This window comes from Accumulibacter sp. (assembly GCF_023806635.1).
Taxonomy (GTDB): Bacteria; Pseudomonadota; Gammaproteobacteria; order Burkholderiales; family Rhodocyclaceae; genus Accumulibacter.
Genome location: NZ_JAMTDQ010000114.1, coordinates 1 through 15360 on the forward strand (window position 1 = coordinate 1; position 15360 = coordinate 15360).

The window sequence follows — 15360 nt, forward strand, 5'->3', positions numbered from 1 at the left end:
CTGAGCACGCCATCGACGTCGAAAGCCATCAGTCGCAGGCGGCGTGCACGCGCCGCCGCCTCTTTGTGCGATTCATCCATCAGATCACCTTGGCACGAAAGAGATCGTGCATGTTGAGCGCCCCGACGAGGGTGCCGCTCGCGTCGACGACCGGCAACTGGTTGATCTTGTGCTCCTCCATCATCGCCACGGCTTCGACGGCGAGGCAGTCGGGGGCGATCAAGCGCGGATTGCGCCCCATGATGTCGGCCGCCGACAGCGTGCGCAGGTCGGGGCTGCGCGCGAACGCCCGCCGCAGATCACCATCGGTGACGATACCGATCACCCGCCGCAATGGATCGACGACGGCGGTCATGCCGATGCCACCACGAGTGATCTCCAGGATCGCGTCGTGCAGGCTGGTTGCCGGCGACACCTCGGGCAGATCCGGGCCGCTGTGCATGACATCGCGCACGTGCGTCAGCAGGCGCCGGCCGAGCGATCCGCCCGGATGCGAGCGGGCAAAGTCTTCAGCGCCAAAGCCACGCGAGTCGAGCAGCGCCACCGCCAGCGCGTCACCGAGCGCCAGTGCGGCCGTCGTGCTGGCGGTCGGCGCCAGGTTGAGCGGACAAGCCTCCTGCGTCACCGCGGCATCGAGGTGTACGTCCGCCTCGACGGCCAGCGACGACTGTGGACTGCCGGTCATGCTGATCAGCCTCGCGCCCTGCCGCTTGATGATCGGCACGATGGTCAGCAGTTCGGCGCTCTCCCCCGAATTGGAGATGGCGATCAGCACGTCGTCGCGGGTGATCATCCCGAGATCGCCATGACTGGCCTCGGCGGGATGGACGAAATAGGCCGGGGTACCGGTGCTGGCGAAGGTCGACGCGATCTTGCGCCCGACATGGCCGGACTTGCCCATGCCACTGACGATGACCCGGCCCGGACAGTTGAGGATCAGCCACAGCGCCTGCAGGAACTCGTCGCCGATGCGCGCGGCCAGCCCCAGTACGGCGTCGGCTTCGATTCGCATCACCTGCCGGGCAAGGTCGAGCGCGTTCTCGGATGGCCGTGTTTGGCTCATGGGGTGGCAACGGTTATCATGCCGCGAGTATAACAGAAGGGCATCAGCCGCCCACTGCGCTGCGGCCGCCGACCACCGCCCACGAACTCGCGCCCAGACCCGTCCCGGAAAATGGAAACGCTGCCCACGATTCTCATGCTGCTCGCGGCCTCGGTGGTCTCGGTGATCGCCTTTCGATCGCTCGAGCTGCCGCCAGTTCTGGGTTACCTGCTGGTCGGCGCGCTCATCGGCCCGCACGCACTCGACCTCGTCGGCGGCTTCGCCGGCGCGCAGCACCTGGCCGAGTTCGGCGTCGTCTTCCTGATGTTCTCGATCGGCCTCGAGTTCTCGCTGCCGAAGCTGCATGCGATGAAGCGCATCGTCTTCGGCCTCGGCCTGCTGCAGATCCTGCTGACGCTGGCGGCCGTCATCGCCATCGTCGTCGCACTCGGACTGAGCTGGCAGGCGGGCGTCGCCCTCGGCGGTGCGCTCGCCATGTCGTCCACCGCCGTGCTGACGAAGCTGCTCGGCGAGCGCCTCGAGCTCGACTCACCGCACGGCCGCGAGGTCATGGGCGTACTGCTCTTCCAGGACCTGGCGGTGGTGCCGCTGCTGATCCTGATCCCGTCGTTCTCGGAATCGGCCGAGCGGCTGGCGACGATGATCGGCCTCGCCGCCCTCAAGGCAGCCGTCGTCCTGTCGCTGGTTCTGTTCTTCGGGCAGCGCCTGATGAACCGCTGGTTCTTCATCGTCGCCCGCAGCAAGTCGGCCGAGCTGTTCATGCTCAACGTCCTGCTGGTGACGCTCGGCCTCGCCTGGCTGACCGAACTGGCAGGACTGTCGCTCGCGCTCGGTGCCTTCGTCGCCGGCATGCTGATCTCGGAGACGCAATACCGGCACCACGTCGAGGAGGACATCAAGCCGTTCCGCGATGTCCTGATGGGACTGTTCTTCATCACCATCGGCATGCTGCTCGACGCGCCGCTGGTGCTGGCCAACGCACCACTGGTGCTGGGCGTGCTGGCGCTCCTGCTGGTGCTCAAGTTCACCGTCATCTGCGGCCTCTCGCGGCTGTTCGGCGCGACTCCCGGCAACGCCATGCGCACCGGTCTCTGGCTCTGCGCCGGTGGCGAGTTCGGCTTCGTCCTGCTGGCACAGATGGGTCCACTGCATCTGGTGCCGCCGCTGGTGCTGCAGTCGGTGCTGGCGGCTCTGGTCCTTTCGCTGCTGCTGGCACCGATGCTCGTCGAGTACAGCAACCGCATCGTCCTGCGTTTCGCCGCCAGCGAGTGGCTGCTGCGCTCGATGCAGCTCACCAGCCTGGCGGCGCAGACGATGAACACCGAGCGGCATGCGCTGATCTGCGGCTACGGCCGCAGCGGCCAGCATCTGGCGCGCTTCATGGAGCAGGAGTCGGTCAGCCACGTCGCGCTCGAGCTCGACCCCGAACTGATCCGCGAAGCGGCGGCTGCCGGCGAGAACGTCATCTACGGCGACGCGACGCGGCGTGAAACCCTGCTCGCCGCCGGCGTCACCCGCGCCAGCGTATTGATCATCGCCTTTGCCGACACGCGTGCCGCCATACGCGTCCTCGAGCAGGTGCGCAGCCTGGCGCCACAACTGCCGGTGGTCGCGCGAACGCTCGACGAAAGGGACATCGTCACCCTGCGGCAGGCCGGCGCGGCCGAGGTGGTGCCGGAAACCCTCGAGGCCAGCATGGTCCTGGCGGCACATGCGCTGCGCCACGTCGGGGTACCGATGACGGAGCTCTTCGAGCGCTTCCGACAGACGCGTGCGGCCGGCTACCGGACGCTGCGCGGTTTCTTCCACGGCGAGGACGAGCTCGCGGCCGACGGTGGCGGCAGCGACGGGCCGCGCCTGCACTCGATTCTCCTCGCCGACGGCGCGCATGCAATCGGGCGCACGCTCGGCGAACTCGCTCTGCAGGCGTTTGGCGTCGAGGTCACGGCGATCCGTCGGCGCAACATCCGCGCCCTCGAACCGGCAGCCGAGACGCGCTTTCGCAGCGGCGATGTCGTCGTCCTGCTGGGATCGCCTGGCGCGCTGGCAGCAGCCGAGCAGCGGCTACTGTCGGGCTGAACCCTGATCGCCGCCTGCCGCGCCGGGCGGCGACGCGGCAGGCGCGCGCTCAGGACAGAACGATCGCAATCGCCGCTCGGTCAGTAGGCGGCGCAGACGATGTACTGGTTGCCGTCGACGATGGCGTTGGTGGCGGTCGCGGCAGCACCCCGGGCTGAACCCGTCGGCACCGCCTGCACCGAACCGCCTGCGGTATTGCCGTCGTCCATCGTCGTGTCGATCTGCCTGACGTAACGCCCGAGGATACCGTCCGAGCAGACGAAGAACGATCCGCGCATGCCGGCTATGAAGGGAGCCAGGCCGCCCGCCATCTCGACGCCGATCAAGCCGCCATCGGCATTGCGCGGCCGGTAGGCCGTGTTGGCAAGCACCGTCGGGCCGGTCGTCAGGTTGGCCTGCCGCACATGCTGCCAGAAAAGCGAACTCTCGTCGGTCAGCACACCCGAGCCGTCGGCGTTGCCGGCCTGCCAGGAACCGTCGATACGGCCGTTGTTCTGCGCGCACTGGTTGGCGGCGGCCGGCGCACACGCAGCCGAGACGGCGTTGCCGAAGGCGTCGTTCAACTGGTTCTGGTTCTGGTCGCCAGGGAATGCCTTGAAGCGGTCCTGATAGGCATAGACCAGGCTCGAGACGCTGCGGAAGTCGCCGATCATGTTCTTCACCTTGGCGCTGTTGATCAGCTCCTGACCCTTCAGAACCCCGCCCAGCAGGAGCCCGATGATGACGAGTACAATGGCAATCTCGACCAGGGTGAAACCCGACTGCTGCTGCTTCATTTGGTTCATTTTTTCCTCCTGTCCATGTCCGGTGCCAGAGGTTACAAGCATTTTCCGTGCCAGGCATTTGAAGCCGATCTGGCACCCGGAAGGCTGCAAGCTGTCGGATTTTCGACACTCCTGTCGAGAGTCGGGCGGAAAAGTGGCGCGGGCAGCCTGCGGATCCGGGTCACCAGCCGCCGCGATCAGCCCCGGCTGGTCGGCACGCAGCGCGGGTCCGAGGCGTGAGCCTGCTGCAGCGCATGGGCATGGCATTGCGCCAACGGCAGCGCTGGCTGCTGATCTCGCTGCTCGTCTTCCTGCACCTGGCTCTGGTCGCAGGCGCGGGGTCGATGACCGGTCTGCTCTGCTGGCTGGTCAATGTCGGCCTGTTCATCCTCTGGCAGCCGTTCATCTACGCCGAACGCAAGGTCGATCTCAGCGGGCTGACGGTGATCACGCTGCTGCTCGCCTGTGGCGCCATCTGGTACGGCTGGTGGCTGCTGATCGTCTGGGTCGTGATCCTCGCCGCCCTCGTCGGCGGACGCGTGATGTTCATCGATCACCGGCCGACGCGCATCTTCTATCTCGTCGCCTTTGCCTACCTGCTGGCGGCGCTGCTGTTCTGGCTCGTGCCGCAGGTCGTCCCGCAGGCGCTGCTCAACGGCCCGGCGCTCGACCGCGAATTCGCCTGGGGCATGCCGCTGTTCCTGCTGGCCATGACCCTGCTGCCGCTCTCTCGCGAAAGCGACCGCCCGGGCGGCGCGATGGTCGACCTCTTCTACAGCCTGTTCATCTTTCTGCTGATCGCCGTCCTCGTCCTCGGCAGCCTGGCCTTCATGCTCCTGCGCCAGGCCGGCTACTTCGAGGCGGTGATCAACACGCTGGTGTCGATCTCCGCGCTGCTGCTGCTGATCGGCTGGACGTGGAACACCCGGCCCGGCTACACCGGCATCGACGTCTTCTTCTCGCGTTACCTGCTCAGCATCGGCCTGCCCTTCGAGCGCTGGTTGCATCGCCTGACGACACTGGCCAGTGACGAGAACGAGCCGGAGAAATTTCTCTCGCAGGCACTCGCCGAGATGCTCGATCTACCCTGGGTGGACGGCGGCCACTGGCTCGCCGGCGGACGACAGGGCTCCTTCGGCAACGAATCGCGCCATCGCCAGGACTTTCCCGGGCAACCGCTGCGCCTCACCCTGTACACCCGCCACAAGCTCAGCCCGGCACTCGTGTGGCACTTCCACCTGCTGGCGCAACTGGCCAACGAGCACTACGTCGCCAAGCTGCGGGCGCGCGAACTGCAGCAAGTGAGCTATCTGCGGGCGATCCACGAAACCGGCGCACGCCTGACGCACGACGTCAAGAACCTGCTGCAGTCGATCGACGGCCTCTGCTATCTGGCGCAGACGGTGCAGGGGCAGGACGGCGCGCGACTCGAGCAGCTCCTGCAGCGCCAGCTGCCACAGATCAGCCAACGACTGCAGCAGACCCTGAGCAAGCTGCAGAAGCCACAGAGCGAAATAGGAGGCATGCTGCCAGCCGCCATGTGGTGGCGCATCCAGCAGCAACGCCATGCAGGCTCGCCGGTCAGCTTCGTCGCCGACGAGATCGATCCACAGGCGCTGCTGCCGACGACCCTCTTCGACAGCGTGGCCGACAACCTGCTGCAGAACGCACTGCTCAAGAAACAGGTCGAGAGCTCGTTGCAGATCCGCGTCACGCTCGCCGCGGATGCGTCCGTGCTGCGCGTCTGCGACGACGGCAGCGCGGTCAGCGACACGGTTCTCGGCGCTCTCCTGCAGGCGCCGGTCGCCTCCGAGAGCGGGCTCGGCATCGGCCTCTACCACGCCGCACGCCAAGCCGTCGGCAACGGCTATCGCCTGCTTCTGGCGAGCAACCTGCCGGGCCAGGTCTGTTTCGAGTTGCGCCGTTGCGACTCCTGCGACGAACCTGCTGCCGCTGCCGGCTAGGCGCCGGCCGGCAGCGGCACGCGGCGACCGATCAGGCGGTAGACGATCATGCTGCCCTTCCCCTTCACCTGGATCATCTGCGGCTCGCGAAAGTCGAAACGGTCGCACAGGCGCAGGTAGGTCCGCTGATCGACCTGGACGATGCCGGGCACCCCTTCGGTGGTGACACGGCTGGCGATGTTCACCGTATCGCCCCAGAGATCGTAGATGAACTTCTTCTTGCCGACGACGCCTGCAACCACCGGACCGGTGCCGATGCCGATGCGCAGCTCGAGACGCATGTCGTTGACACTGAAGTCCTGGTGCAACAGGGCACACATCTCCAGCGCCATGTCGGCAAGTGACGCAGCCGGGTTGCGGCAGGCGTCGTTCAGACCGGCGGCGACCATGTAGGCATCGCCGATCGTCTTGATCTTCTCGAGCGCGTGCTTCTCCGCCAGCTCGTCAAAGGAGGAGAAGATCTTGTTGAGCATGCTGAACACCTGTTGCGGGGTCAGCCCTTCCGCGATGCGGGTGAAATTCACGATGTCGGCGAACATGACCGAGACTTCGGCAAAACCGTCGGCGATCGTCTGGTCGCTCTCTTTCAGGCGCTGGGCGATCGGACCCGGCAGGATGTTGAGCAACAGTCGCTCCGAGCGATCCTGTTCGACCTGCAGCAGCCGGTGCGCCTCCTCCAGGCGCTGCTGCGCCTTGTGCTTCTCGCCGTCGGCGTAGCGCAGCAAGAGGTAGACGATGGTCGACACGGCAACGAAGTTGAGCGCGAAGAAGAATGCCATCGTCCGCAGTGGCACCTTCGGCGGCTGCGCCAGCAGCGAATCGGCGAGGTAGAAGTCGAAGCCGCCCGAGAGGACGGTGAGGAAGACATAGGCGAAGAACCATGCACCCGATTCGCGTGGACCGATGAACAGGACGGCGCCGATCGGCGCCAGCAATGCCCAGAGGCTGATGCCGCTGGCGTCGATGAAGCTGCCGATGCTCCATTGCGCGACGAAGGGCATGAAGAGGAAGAGCGCGAGCTGAACCTGGCGAAACAAGTTGAAGTTCAGCGTCCAGAGGTAGAGCAGCAGGTTGCCGACCAGCAGGAGCTGCAGCGCGAACGGCAGGTTGGACGAGAAGCGCGGCCCCAGTTGCCAGTAGATCAGCAGCCAGGCAACAGAGGCAAAGCAGATCAGGCCGGTGGCAAAGAAAAGCAGCGATTTCTGCAGGCGAAGCCCTTCCGGGTCTTCCGTACGCACGCCAGCGCTGCGCAAACGACCGATGAAGGTCCGGTAGACAGTCATCGCCGTCGCGACCCGACGCGGGACGCCGGCGCATGGTCGCCGCTGCAAGCGACGCAACCGCCTGGCGAATGACGACTGAACCGAGCGGAAGCGGAAACGGGGCCGCGTTCCGCCACCGCCCCGCAACTACCCACCACGCATCAGGGCAACCGCGCCCAGGGCGCCACCGCCTGCGGCCAAAGGAACCCATCGAGCGGCGCGACGACGGTTCATGGCAGCTTGCCCACGCCGATCATCCGGCTGACGAGAATGGCGCGCGGAACCCAGCCGACCTCGTCGTCGAAACCGCTCGCCGGGTTCCGCGCCTGGCTGACGAAAACGGTGTTCGCCATCGCCGTACCGGCATTCGTCAACTGGTTGTCGATCTCGTCCTCGCCCTCACCGGTCGGCAGTTGCGCGCCCTGGCGGTTGTACCCGCCGCGGCCATTGCCACCGTGTGAAACGAATACGACCGGCAGCCCGCCAGCCACCATCGTTCCGCCCGCCGCCGCGGAACGAACGTCAAGCGTGCCGGGGGTACTCAGATCGAAGGCCGCATTCCGCGGCGGTGACACGCGCTGGGCATAGGCAGGCGTCACGCGGTAGGAGAAACGCTGCCCCCAGGCGTCTGTCTCGGCGACGCCGAGGGTCACCCAGGGAACGACGCCGGAGCCGTTCGGACAGTTACCGCCCGCATCGTGCGCCGCTTCCAGCCCGGCACCGACAACCCCGCTGGCGATCGTGGCATCCGCCGGGCAGGGAAGACGACCGTTGATCACGGCAAAACCGAGCAGCGCCTCCCTGATGTCTGCCAGATCCTTGCGCGTCTCGGCCGTCATGCGGACATCCATCTGCGTCGCCAGCGGTGAGAGGAGACCACCGAGTACGAGCGCAACGACGACGAGGACGACCGCCAGTTCGGTCAAGGTGAAGCCCGGACTCCGCCTGGCACACGATGGCAATCTGTTCATGCGGGCACCTCACTGGATCTGAAGGCGTTTCGGCAAGCGCTCATCCGACGCTGCCGCCGAAGCAGGAAGATCGGCAAAGCACCGCGTCGTGGAGACGCTGCATGCAAGCGTATCATTCTAGTCCGAGCCTTGCCAGATTTCAAAGGCTCGATTGGCTGCAGCATGGGTATGCTGTCACGGACATGGGAGGCGGAGCATGGATCCGAAATCATTCGTCTATTCCGCGGTACTGCTCCTGGTGGTGGCTTCGATGGCCGTCGCCGTCTTCCGGCATTTCGGTCTGGGGTCGATTCTCGGGCTGCTGGTCACCGGCGTCATCGTCGGACCACACACGCCGGGTCCCTTCGTCACCACCGAGGTCGAGGATGTCCGCCACTTCACCGAACTCGGGGTGGTGCTGCTGCTCTTCCTGATCGGCCTGGAGATGAAACCGCGGCGGCTGTGGGATCTGCGGCAGACGCTGTTCGGCCTCGGATCGCTGCAGATCGTCGTCTCGGCGCTGGCGATCGCTGCGTACTTCAAGCAGTTCATGCCGAGCTGGTCGGTGGCGCTGCTGCTCGGCGCCAGCTTCGCCCTCTCGTCGACCGCGTTCGTCATCCAGATGCTGCGCGATCAGGGCGAACTCGCCAGTCGCCACGGCCAGACCGCTTTCGCCATCCTGCTGATGCAGGACCTGGCGGTGGTCCCGCTGCTGGCGCTGGTACCGGTGCTCGCCGAGACGGGACCACTGCCCGGCGAGATGGCGCTGTGGAAGCAGATCACGGTGGCCGTGACGATGGTCGTCCTGGTCATCGTCGCCGGGCGCTACCTGGTGCCCCGTTTGCTCGATCGGCTGGCACGGCAGAACAATCGCGAAGCGTTCTTCCTCGCCGCCATGGCGGCAGTCTTCGCGGCGGCGATGGCGATGGACACCGCAGGCATGTCGATGGCGCTCGGCGCCTTCCTGATGGGCATGATGCTGTCGACCTCGCGCTACAGCCTGCAGATCGAGGCGACGCTGGAACCGCACAAGGGGCTGTTGATGAGCCTCTTCTTCGTCGCCGTCGGCATGTCGGTCGACCTCGCGGCGCTCGCCCAGCACCCGTTCACCTTCGCCCTGCACGTGCTGGCGATCATCAGCCTGAAGGTGGCGGTGCTCTACGGCCTGTGCCGGGTCTTCGGCAGCGGCCGCGGTACGGCCGTGCGCGTCGCCTTCATGCTCGCCCAGGGCGGCGAGTTCGGCTTCGTCGTCTTCGGCGCCGCCAAGGCTCTTGGCGTGATAGACGACCTGGTTTTCGTCATGGCGGTGGCGGTCATCTCGCTGACGATGCTGCTGACGCCGCTGCTGGTCAAGGTTGGCAACCGCCTCGCGCAGCGGATGGACGACAGTTCGCTGATGGTCAACCCGCAGTTCGACCACACGGCCGGCGCGGACGAGTCGCCGCCGCGGGTGGTGATCGCCGGCTACGGCCGCGTCGGCCACACGGTGGGAACGATCATGTCATCGCTGGGCATTCCGTTCGTCGCCTTCGACGCGGACGCCCTGCTCGTCGCCAAGTGGCGCGGCGAGGGTCATCCCGTGTTCTACGGCGATGTCGGCAACCCGGAACTGCTGGCCAATGCCTCATTGCAACAGGTCGAGCTCTTCGTCCTGACGATCGACGACCAGCGCACCGCGCTGCGCGCCGCGACGCTGATCCGCGCGCACGCGCCGACGACCAGGATCGTCGCCCGCGCGCGCGACCTCAGCACCTGCGACGCGCTGCTGCAGGCCGGCGTGACCCAGGCATTTCCGGAAACGCTCGAGGCAAGTCTGCGCCTGGCAGCCGAGAGCCTGGAAGCGATCGGCGTCTCCTCCGACGAGACCGGCATGCTGCTGCGCGGCGTTCGCAGCACCGACTACGCACTGGTGCGCGCAGGGCCGGAAGCCATCCCCCAGCCGCGACCGCCGACACCGGGCTGAGCACCCGGGACGCCGACGCACGATGCCCCGCCAGGTGGCGAAAGCACGCTAGTATTCGCCTGTTGCCGCGTTTCCCGGACCAGCCGAGCATGCTGCCAGCCATCCCGATCCGCTACATCGAGCCCGTCTTCCGACCGCCGAGCGAGGCCGACTCGCTGATCGTGCCGGTGACCGACGGCTGTTCATGGAACCATTGCACCTTCTGCGAAATGTATACGGCGCCGCAGAAGAGCTTTCGCGCCCGCACCGAGGAGGAAGTCCTGGAGAGCATCCGGCTGACCGGCGAGCGCTTCGGCCATGCCGTGCGGCGGGTCTTCCTCGCCGACGGCGATGCGCTGGTGCTGTCGACCCGCCGACTGCTGCGCGTCCTCGAGGCCATCCGCAGCCATCTGCCGGCAGTCCGCCGTGTCTCCAGCTACTGTCTGCCACGCAACCTGCGGCGCAAGTCGACGGGGGAATTGCGCGAGCTCGCCGCCGCCGGCTTGTCGATCGCCTACGTCGGCGCCGAGTCGGGCGACGACGAGGTGCTCGAGCACGTGCACAAGGGCGAGACCTTCGCCTCGACGGTGGACGCGCTCGAGCGGCTCGGGCAGGCGGGCATCACGCGCTCGGTGATGATCCTCAACGGCCTCGCCGGACCACGGCTCTCGCTGCGCCACGCCGAGAACTCGGCGCGGCTGGCGAACGCGACGCAACCGGAGTACCTGGCGACGCTGGTGGTCAGCTTTCCACTCGGCGAGGAACGCTTCCGCAGCGCCTTCCCGGAGTGGCGGCCGCTCGGCCAGCGCGAGCTGTTCGTCGAGATGGAGCATTTTGTCGAACGACTCGAACTCCGGCGGACGGTGTTTCGCAGCGACCACGCATCGAACTGGCTGGCACTCAAGGGCACGCTCGACGCCGACAAGCCGCGCCTGCTGCTGCAGTTGCGACAGGCCATCGCCGATCCGGCAGCGGCGCCGCTGCGGCCGGCGTGGGCGCGCGGGCTGTAGATGGCAGCGGCCGCCGCCTGCGCCGAACTGATCCGTCAGGCCGACGGGCTGCTGGTCACCGCCGGCGCCGGCATCGGCGTCGATTCGGGTCTGCCCGACTTTCGCGGGCCGCAGGGATTCTGGGGCGTCTACCCGGCACTCGGCCGCGCCCGCATCGGCTTCGAGCAGATCGCCAATCCGGCCGCCTTCGCCGCCCGGCCGGCTCTTGCCTGGGGGTTTTACGGCCATCGCCTGAATCTCTACCGGCGCACCGTGCCGCACGCCGGCTTTGCCATCCTGCGCCGCATCGGCGAGCGCCTGCCGCAAGGCGCGTTCGTGTTCACCAGCAACGTCGACGGCCAGTTCCAGAAGGCGGATTTCGCCGCCGAACGGATCGTCGAGTGTCACGGTTCGATCCATCACCTGCAATGCCTCGATGGCTGTCACGACGGCATCTGGCCGGCCGACGACTACCAGCCGCAGGTGGACGAGGAGGAGTGCCTGCTGCGCTCGGACTTTCCGCGCTGCCCGCGCTGCCGTGCGATCGCGCGGCCGAACATCCTCATGTTCGGCGACTGGGGATGGCTGGCCGCGCGCACCGATGCCCAGGAAGCCCGCCTGCACGCCTGGCTGCGCGAGGTCGGCCGCCTGGTGGTGATCGAGGTCGGCGCCGGCACGAACATCCCCACCGTGCGAATGCTCGGTGAGCGGAGCCGCGGCAGGCTGATCCGCATCAACCCGGGCGAACCGCAACTGCCACCCGGCAAGGGCGTGGCGCTGGCCACCGGCGGCCTCGCCGGCCTGCGCGCCATCGCCGCCTGCCTCGAATGAGTGCAACCAGCGACGCCACCGATCCGCCCCACCGACCACCAGCGAGAAGCCAGCATGCCGCGATTCCCCAACCTGCCACGGCCGCCAGCCGCCCATCCAGCCGGCTGCCGCAGCGCGACGCTGCTGGCGGCAGTCTGCCTGCTTGCCGGCTGTGCCACCCGGCCCGCCGGCGATGACACCGCCCTGCACCGCTGGACGCAACTCGGGCCGGGCGGCAGCAGCAGCCTGCGCAGCATCGTCGCCGACGGCAGCGACTGCCCGAGCGCGATCGTCGACGGCACCCGCGTGCCGCTGCAGCCGCGCGCCAGAGCGACAACGGCCAGCGAGGCGCGGCGACCGATACCGGACAACCCTGCTTTCCGGCCCGACTTCGCCGTCACCGCCTGCGAAGCCACGCTGCCGGTGACGGCACGCGAGGTGCGCATCGGCGGTGCTGCCGTGCCGATGCCTGCGGCGCCGCCGCGGCGCATCGTCGTCGTTGGCGACACCGGCTGCCGCGTCAAGGTACCAGCCAGCGGAGCGGCGGATCCGATCCAGGACTGCACCAGCGCGAGCGACTGGCCATGGCCGCGGATTGCTGCCGCGGCGGCGGCAACGCAGCCCGACCTGGTGATTCATGTCGGCGACTATCACTATCGCGAGTACTGCGACGATCCGGCAGGATGCCAGCCGCTGCGCGAGCGGGGCGTCGTCCTCGGCTACGGCTGGCCCGGCTGGCAAGCCGATTTTTTCGCTCCGGCGACGCCTCTCCTGGCAGCGGCGCCGTGGATCTTCGTCCGCGGCAACCACGAGAACTGCGACCGCGGCGGCGAGGGATGGATGCGCTTCCTGGCCCCGCTGCCCTACCAGCAATGCAGCAACCAGGCGTACCGGACCGCCAGCCAGTCGGTACTCGGCAACAACCTGACTGCCGACGCGTACCGCATCGACCTGGGTGACCAGCTGACGCTGGTCGTCGCCGACAACGCCGCCTTTGCCGACTACCTGCCGCTGGCCCAGACTCCCGAAGATCTCGCCATCTTTCGCCGCTCGCTGCGCACGCTGGCGACGATGCCCGCTGATCGACCGCTCTGGCTGCTGATCCACAAGCCCCTGTGGTACGGGCTCCTGCCCGCCAGCGCGCAGCCGAACGCGCTGCAGACCTTCGTCCGCGATGGGCTGCCAGCGAATCTGCAGTTTGTCTTCGCCGGCCACGAACATGCCTTCGCGACGATCAACTTCACTGGCGCTTCCGGCGCCGCCAGGCGACCGGCGCAAGTGATCGTTGGCGGCAGCGGCACGCAGCTCGAAGCCTTCGATCCGCAGTCACCGCTCTATGAAGCTGGCGTCCCCGGCAGCAAGGAACGGGCACAACCGGACGCGAGGCTGTACGATGGTGTCGCCGCGAGCAGCGGCATCGTCCTCAACCGCTACGGCTTCCTGCTGCTCGAACGTGAGGATCAGGTCTGGAACGGCAGGCTGCTCGATGCCGACGGCAGGACGATCAGCCACTGCCGCCTCGACGGCGCCGAACGGCGGATCGACTGCGGGTTTCCCGCGCGGCGTTAGGCGGCGTGTGGGCCGGCTTGCGCGTCTGACGACGGGGCCAGCCCTCCCGCCTGCTCGCCGGCCGGGTCAGCTCCAGCGCCGGTCGGCGGTGAACAGGATGCGGTGTCCGCTGCGGCATCAATGCATCCCGACGCTGGCCTCGATGCGGAAGAACTGCTCGGCCTGCCGTTTCCGCTCGCCACGATCGGCGTTGCGCTCGTCGGGCGTGGCATCGAAGTCGTCCTTCGCGGCGAGCGCCGCGCGGCAGGTCATGTAGGCGCGCGCGCGGTGGCTGGTGAGGTCGTCCAGGTGCTCGTTGAAGAGCGCGGCGAGCGCCGCCTTGCGGCGGAAGAGCTTGACGTGGGCGGCGAAACTGTCGGCCTGCTCGGCCATCACAGCACGGGTGCAGGCACTGAAATCGCGCTCGCCACACCACGTCGGCAGCTTCACGGTGTGCAGCCGGTGGGCGTCGCGCCCAAGGTCGGCATCCAGTTCGAGGACGATTTCGAGGATCTCGTCGAGATAGGCCTGCGCGTGCCGGTACAGCGGCTTCTCGCAGCTCTCGCAGAGCGGGCTGATCGCCGCCAGAAGCCATTCCATCAGGCTGCCGCGCGTCGACTTCTGGGCACGTACCAGCTTGTCATCCTCGTCGTCGAGCCGCTTGAGTGGCACCTGCGCCTGCTCGCAAGCCTGTTGCCGCCAGGCGGCGAGGAGGTCGGCGTCGCTGGCGTTCGGCTTGCCGCCGCGGGGCAGCAGGTCGCCGCGGACGAGCAGCCGGCGCGCCTCCTCGTCGTAGGCGAAGCTGATGCGGCGGTAGGCAATCGGCCAGTCGGAAAGCGAGCTGACGTTGAGTTCGAGCAGGGGCTGCGGAGCGAGCGTACGGTGCACGGCCCAGAATCCACGGTGGGTATGTGCCGACAGGTAGACCAGGGGCTGCTCGAGACGCGACACGAGCTGGCGCATCATGGTCCGGGACATCAGGCCGAGCGAACGCCAGTTGTGATGGCCGGCGAAGACGACGATGTCGCCGGCGGCGATGGACTCGTCGATCCAGGGCTCGATCGCCGTTATCTGGTCGGGATGGATGTGCCCCATGCTGCCCGGGCTGCGCCCCATCAGCGTGTCCCAGATACCGGCGAGGAGGCCGCTCTGGTTGGTATCGAGGGCGATGACGATCGTCCGCCGCGTTGCTCCCGGGGCGCGCGGCAATACGAGTCGCTGGACGAGGAAGGAATCGGCGTGCAGTGGTCCGTCGATCAGTTCGCCACGGGCTGCAGAGAGGAAGGCATCGGGGTTCGGGTTGCGCCACTCGACGATGTGTGGTCCCTGCGCGGCCGGTGCGACCAGCCCGGGCTTCGGATGCGGCGCCTTGATCTGGTCGCTCAGGTAGGTCGCGATGAAGCCGCGCTTGGTCAGGGCTTCGTTCTCGGTCCGGAATTCGTTGCGGTCGGCGTCGGCACCACGCCGGCAGACCTGGTTCCAGCGGTGCGCGGCGACCGATCCCGGCGCGAAGAGGTTGTGCGCGAAGATGCCGAACATCAGCCCGTCGTGGTTGCCGGGAAGAATCGCGCCGGGGCTCTGGCTGGCCTGGAAGATGCGGCCGATGCGCAGCGCCTCGCTGCGGCACGACAGATCCATGACGTCGCCGAGGTGGATGAAGGGCTCGTCGGGGTGACTGGCGAGTGCCCACTCGAGCAGGCGGCGACCGAACAGCGCCTGCTCGGGTGGGCGCTGGGTGACCTCGATGTAGGCGTCCAGCGCACTGTCGTTGTCGTGCAGAGGGTAGCCGGTGGATTCGTGCTCCTGCGTGTCGCCGACGGCAATGATCGGCGTCGTCAGCGCCCGGTAACCGGCAGCCGGCGATGGCTCCGGGCCGGGGCCGGGCTGCGGCTCGAAGCCGGCGCATCCCGAGAGCGCCAGTACGGCCGCGGCGAGCAGGGGGAGCAGATGACGGGTCGCAGTTCGTGCCATGCCGAAGTCAGTAGATGG

General features: G+C 67.5%; 11 protein-coding genes. 6 read left to right on the top strand and 5 right to left on the bottom strand.

From position 1 onward, the window contains the following. Window positions 1-79 precede the first annotated feature (79 nt). Complete coding sequence (locus tag NFW30_RS19440) at window positions 80-1063, bottom strand: KpsF/GutQ family sugar-phosphate isomerase (RefSeq protein ID WP_295356022.1); 984 nt, start codon at window positions 1061-1063, stop codon at window positions 80-82. Window positions 1064-1174: 111 nt separating this feature from the next. Between NFW30_RS19440 and NFW30_RS19445 the strand changes: the two genes are divergently transcribed. After that, window positions 1175-3142, top strand: a complete 1968-nt coding sequence (locus tag NFW30_RS19445; RefSeq protein WP_295356021.1) for a monovalent cation:proton antiporter family protein — start codon at window positions 1175-1177, stop codon at window positions 3140-3142. A gap of 80 nt (window positions 3143-3222) precedes the next feature. Here the strand turns inward: NFW30_RS19445 and NFW30_RS19450 are convergent, their stop codons facing one another. Beyond that, the gene (locus NFW30_RS19450; protein ID WP_363322131.1) at window positions 3223-3927 is read right to left on the bottom strand and encodes a prepilin-type N-terminal cleavage/methylation domain-containing protein; all 705 of its coding nucleotides are present in this window, start codon (window positions 3925-3927) and stop codon (window positions 3223-3225) included. Between the two features lie 215 nt (window positions 3928-4142). Between NFW30_RS19450 and NFW30_RS19455 the strand changes: the two genes are divergently transcribed. Beyond that, entirely contained in the window at window positions 4143-5870 is a 1728-nt protein-coding gene (locus NFW30_RS19455) for a sensor histidine kinase (RefSeq protein ID WP_295356020.1), read from the top strand. Here the strand turns inward: NFW30_RS19455 and NFW30_RS19460 are convergent. Together NFW30_RS19460 and NFW30_RS19465 are read right to left on the bottom strand one after the other, a co-directional pair. Beyond that, on the bottom strand, window positions 5867-7153 hold the full coding sequence (locus tag NFW30_RS19460) for an adenylate/guanylate cyclase domain-containing protein (protein ID WP_295356019.1): 1287 nt from the start codon (window positions 7151-7153) through the stop codon (window positions 5867-5869). The genes NFW30_RS19455 and NFW30_RS19460 overlap by 4 nt on opposite strands. 209 nt (window positions 7154-7362) lie before the next feature. Continuing rightward, window positions 7363-8103, bottom strand: a complete 741-nt coding sequence (locus NFW30_RS19465) for a prepilin-type N-terminal cleavage/methylation domain-containing protein (RefSeq protein WP_295356018.1) — start codon at window positions 8101-8103, stop codon at window positions 7363-7365. A 196-nt stretch (window positions 8104-8299) separates the two neighbouring features. Between NFW30_RS19465 and NFW30_RS19470 the strand changes: the two genes are divergently transcribed. From NFW30_RS19470 to NFW30_RS19485, 4 genes are all read left to right on the top strand, one after another. After that, a complete protein-coding gene (locus tag NFW30_RS19470) occupies window positions 8300-10045 on the top strand; it encodes a cation:proton antiporter (RefSeq protein ID WP_295356017.1) in 1746 nt (581 codons plus the stop codon). 89 nt (window positions 10046-10134) lie between these two features. Continuing rightward, entirely contained in the window at window positions 10135-11034 is a 900-nt protein-coding gene (locus NFW30_RS19475) for a radical SAM protein (RefSeq protein WP_295356016.1), read from the top strand. Continuing rightward, window positions 11035-11844 (top strand): Sir2 family NAD-dependent protein deacetylase, encoded by an 810-nt coding sequence (locus NFW30_RS19480; protein WP_295356015.1) that lies wholly within the window; start codon window positions 11035-11037, stop codon window positions 11842-11844. It begins immediately after the preceding gene. 54 nt (window positions 11845-11898) lie between these two features. Continuing rightward, complete coding sequence (locus tag NFW30_RS19485) at window positions 11899-13392, top strand: metallophosphoesterase (RefSeq protein ID WP_295356014.1); 1494 nt, start codon at window positions 11899-11901, stop codon at window positions 13390-13392. Between the two features lie 117 nt (window positions 13393-13509). Here NFW30_RS19485 and NFW30_RS19490 read toward each other — a convergent pair whose 3' ends face one another. Beyond that, window positions 13510-15342: a hypothetical protein gene (locus tag NFW30_RS19490; RefSeq protein WP_295356013.1), complete on the bottom strand. Its 1833-nt coding sequence runs from the start codon at window positions 15340-15342 to the stop codon at window positions 13510-13512. Between the last annotated feature and the right edge of the window lie 18 nt (window positions 15343-15360).

Excerpts from the sequence above, each read along its gene's own strand:
- NFW30_RS19440 (WP_295356022.1), bottom strand. The coding sequence starts at position 1,063 with ATGAGCCAAACACGGCCATCCGAGAACGCGCTCGACCTTGCCCGGCAG.
- NFW30_RS19445 (WP_295356021.1), top strand. The coding sequence starts at position 1,175 with ATGGAAACGCTGCCCACGATTCTCATGCTGCTCGCGGCCTCGGTGGTC.
- NFW30_RS19450 (WP_363322131.1), bottom strand. The coding sequence starts at position 3,927 with ATGAACCAAATGAAGCAGCAGCAGTCGGGTTTCACCCTGGTCGAGATT.
- NFW30_RS19460 (WP_295356019.1), bottom strand. The coding sequence starts at position 7,153 with ATGACTGTCTACCGGACCTTCATCGGTCGTTTGCGCAGCGCTGGCGTG.
- NFW30_RS19465 (WP_295356018.1), bottom strand. The coding sequence starts at position 8,103 with ATGAACAGATTGCCATCGTGTGCCAGGCGGAGTCCGGGCTTCACCTTG.
- NFW30_RS19470 (WP_295356017.1), top strand. The coding sequence starts at position 8,300 with ATGGATCCGAAATCATTCGTCTATTCCGCGGTACTGCTCCTGGTGGTG.
- NFW30_RS19475 (WP_295356016.1), top strand. The coding sequence starts at position 10,135 with ATGCTGCCAGCCATCCCGATCCGCTACATCGAGCCCGTCTTCCGACCG.
- NFW30_RS19480 (WP_295356015.1), top strand. The coding sequence starts at position 11,035 with ATGGCAGCGGCCGCCGCCTGCGCCGAACTGATCCGTCAGGCCGACGGG.
- NFW30_RS19485 (WP_295356014.1), top strand. The coding sequence starts at position 11,899 with ATGCCGCGATTCCCCAACCTGCCACGGCCGCCAGCCGCCCATCCAGCC.
- NFW30_RS19490 (WP_295356013.1), bottom strand. The coding sequence starts at position 15,342 with ATGGCACGAACTGCGACCCGTCATCTGCTCCCCCTGCTCGCCGCGGCC.